The sequence below is a fragment of the Actinomycetospora sp. genome (assembly GCF_055612215.1).
Map to the genome: position 1 here is coordinate 1 of NZ_JBVPVA010000774.1, position 3,650 is coordinate 3,650.

3 protein-coding genes are annotated in these 3,650 nt (G+C 74.5%); 1 reads left to right on the forward strand and 2 read right to left on the reverse strand.

From position 1 onward, the window contains the following. The coding region (locus AC0CYZ_RS21135) for an amidohydrolase family protein (RefSeq protein ID WP_472218929.1) at positions 1 to 839 on the reverse strand (839 nt) is incomplete at its 3' end. 150 nt (positions 840 to 989) lie between these two features. Here AC0CYZ_RS21135 and AC0CYZ_RS21140 point away from each other — a divergent pair. Then, complete coding sequence (locus tag AC0CYZ_RS21140) at positions 990 to 2,255, forward strand: serine/threonine-protein kinase (RefSeq protein ID WP_472218931.1); 1,266 nt, start codon at positions 990 to 992, stop codon at positions 2,253 to 2,255. A gap of 168 nt (positions 2,256 to 2,423) precedes the next feature. Here the strand turns inward: AC0CYZ_RS21140 and AC0CYZ_RS21145 are convergent. Further along, positions 2,424 to 3,650: right-handed parallel beta-helix repeat-containing protein (locus AC0CYZ_RS21145; RefSeq protein WP_472218933.1), on the reverse strand; the 1,227-nt coding region annotated here is incomplete at its 5' end.

Genomic DNA, 3,650 nt, shown 5'->3' on the forward strand with positions numbered 1-3,650 from the left:
CGGTCCGCCGTCGTGACTTCCAGGGTGTGCCGCAGCAGCGTCGGGTTGAGCATCCCGGAGCAGGTGATGTGGACGTTCGACCGGACGTAGTCCGACACCGTCCGCTCCAGCCCCGCGACCCGGGCCAGGCTGTTCGTCCGGTCCAGCCAGAACGGCAGCAGCTCGCCCCAGTGGCCGAGGACGAGCTGCAGGTCGGGGTGGCGGTCGAATGTGCCGCGGACGATGAGTCGCAGGGCCGCCAGTGCCGCCTCGAGGTGCCACCCCCACCCGAACGTCGCGAGCGCGAGGTCCGCCATGGGCCCGATGCCGGAATAGGACGCCGCCCGGACCGCGGGCGGCGGGAGCTGCGGGTGGATGAAGACCGGCTTCCCGAGGGCCGCAGCGGCGGCGAAGAGGTCGTCGTAGCGGGGGTCGTCGAGGGGGACCTCGCCGGTGCGCCCGTAGACCATGGTGCCGACGAAGCCGAGGTCGGCCGTGCGCTCCAACTCGACGACGGCGGCCGCCGGGTCGGGCGTCGGGAGGGTCGCGAACGCGCGGAACCGCGACGGGTGCCGGCGCACGGCCTCGGCGACGAGGTCGTTCGCCCGCCGGGCCAACGGCACCGCCTGTGCCGCGTCGAGCGGCTGCGGACCGGGTGGTGCGAGGGAGAGGATCGCGACGTCGACGCCCTGGGCGTCCATCACCGCGAGCCGCACGTCGTCGAGGTCGTCGAGGTGCTCGAGGTTGTCGCCCATCTCGTCGAACACGATGCTCGGGTCGGCGCGGTCCTCGGGGAGGGCCTTCACCGCCGCCGTCAGCTCGGGCAGGTTCCAGTGCTCCTCGATCGCGATCAGTGCCACGACGCGCTCCTCGTCTCTGCGGGAGCCCAGTGAACCGATCGGGGCTCGGCTCCGTGCAATGGGGGAGGGGGATCCCTGCCCGGCAGGGCCGGTGGATTCCCGACGCGGCACGGTGAGGCGGGCGGGTTGACGGACCGGACAGCTCCCGACGTGGTCCTCGGTCGCTACGCGCTCGGCGAGGTCCTGGGCCACGGCGGATCGGCGACGGTGTACCGGGCGTGGGATCGCCACACCGGGCGCGCCGTCGCGCTCAAGCGCTTCGCCCCCGGGGCCGACGGGCCGGACCGGCATCGGCAGCGCGCGGAGGTCCGCACCCTGGCCCGGCTCGATCACCCGGGCCTCGTGCGTCTGCTCGACGCCGGCGCCGAGGACGGGCAGGCCCACCTGGTCACGGATCTCGTCGAGGGGCCGACGCTCGCGCAGCGCCTGGCCGAGGGCTGCCTCCCCGTCGTCGAGGTGGCCGCGCTCGGGGCCTCGCTGGCCGAGGCGCTCGCCTACATCCACGCCGCGGGGGTCACCCACCGCGACGTCAAGCCGGCGAACGTCCTGCTCGACCCGAGGCACGGCCCGCGCCTCGCCGACTTCGGGATCGCCCGGCTCGTCGACGCCACGCGGGTGACGGCCACGGACGCCGTGGTCGGCACGGCGGCCTACATGGCCCCCGAGCAGCTGCGCGGGGGCGAGGTCGGGCCCGACGCGGACGTCTACGCCCTGGGCCTGGTCCTTCTCGAGGCCGCGACCGGCGGCCTCGGGCTTCCCGGGACGGGCCTCGAGGTGGTCCTGACCCGACTGACCACGCCACCGAGCATCCCCGCCGAGCTCCCCGGCCCGCTCCGCACGCTCCTGCAGACCATGACCGACGGGTCGCCCCGGCGCCGTCCGTCCGCGCGGCAGGTCGCGGCCGCGCTCGGCGCGTTCGACGAGGAGACGACGGTCTTCTCGCGGTCAGCCATCACCTCGGCCTGGCCGGGAAGGCGACGGCGCCGGACCGCCGTGGTCGCGGTCGGCGTCCTGGTGGCCGCGGCGGTCGCGATCCTCTTCGTGCTCGGCGTCGCAGCCGGCCCGACCGGGGGTGCCGGTTCGGTCGTGGCCACCTCGCCCGTCCCGGGGGCTCCCGCCTCGAGCGGTGCCGGGCCGGCGGGAACCACCGTGACCGTCGGCGACGACGCCGAGCGGGCCCGGCCCGTCGCCTCGGTCGGCGTGCGGCCCGTGCCCGTGCCCGCCGCGCCGCCACGGACCCCGACCGCGCGTCCGGCCGCGGGATCGGCGAAGGCGGACGTGCCCGCGGGCGGAGGCAACCACGCCGCGGAGGACCGGGGCTCCGGCGAGGACGGCGGCCACGGCGGTGGTGACGGGGGCGGCCGAGGCGGCGGCTCGGGCCGCGGTGGGGGCGGCCACTCCGGCGACGACGGTTGAGTTACCTGCGGCGCTCGGACCTGATCGGCCTCGAAGGGACATCCACGGCTCCCGTGGCAGCCCTCGACGTCCACTCGGTCGCGAGATCTACCTGTCCACGGGCCGAGTGGACCCCCACGGCTGCCGTCGCAGCCCTCGGGGTCCACTCGGCGTCGTCGCCGTGACCAATTACCCGACCCCGGGGGCCACGCCCGGGACGCAGAGCCCGACCGGGGTGGACGTGCGTCCGGCGTTCCGGGTCCAGGTGTCCGCGGTGCCGGCGGTGCGGGTCCCGGTCGACTCGTCGACGCAGTCGACGTCGCTGCTGCCGGACACCGCGTTGCTCGTGACCGTGACCCCCGAGGAGCCGGCGGCGAGCCGGATGCCCCGTCCGGGCGTGGTGCCGGAGCGGGTGGAGCTCTGGACGACGTTGCTGCGCACCGTGACGCTGCGGTGGTTGCCGTTGATCGAGATGCCCGTCGTGCGGTCCCGGATGATGTTCGAGTCGATGAGCAGGTTCGTGCTCTCGACGGCGCCGAACGCGGCGTTGGCGGAGATCCCAGTGCCGGTGTCCCCGGAGAGGATGTTGCGGCTGACCGTGAGGTGATCGGTGTTGCCGACGATGTAGATGACCGTGCCGTCGACCGCCGACGGCGCCTTCGTCGCCTCGTTGCGCTCGACGAGCGCGCCGTTGGCGTTGTTGACCACGGCGAAGCTCGAGTCGTCGACGCTGCGGTTGGCACTGATGACGATGCCGACGGAGCGGTTGGCCGGGTTCGGGTCGCCGATGCTGTTGACCGCCGCGCTGGTGTGACGCTCGAACAGGTTGTCCGACACGGTCACGTTGTTGGCGGCACCCGACGTGAAGAGCACGCCGGTCCCGGAGTCGTCGCCGCCGCCCGTGTTGTTCGCGGTGAAGCGGTTCCGGGCGATCGTGGAGCGTGCCGGTCCGGCGGCGTTGACGTTCATGCCGTTGTGGTTGCCGGTGAACACGTTGTCGACGAACGTGAAGCCCGAGCCGCGGCTGAACGCGTCGATCCCGTCGCCGGTGCTGCCCGCGAACGTGAACCCGTCGACCGTCAGGCCGTCGACCGGGCCGACGGTGAAGCCGGCGCCCGGTGAGGTCACCACCGACTCCTGCGCCGTCGTGGGCCGCCCCGTCCGCGCGTCGCGGCCGTACTGCGCGCCGAGCAGCCGCAGTTTCTTCGTGATGGACACGGGACCGGTGTAGGTCCCCGCACAGACGTAGACCGTCGCGCCGGGCGCAGCTGCGGTCACCGCTGCCTGGATGGTCGGGTAGGTCGGGTTCGGGCAGCTCGCCGAGGCGGTGCCGACGACGATCGCCCCCGCCGGCGGTGCCGCGGGCGGCGCGGCCGCGGCCACCGTCGGGACCATCAGCCCCACCGCGCAGGCCCC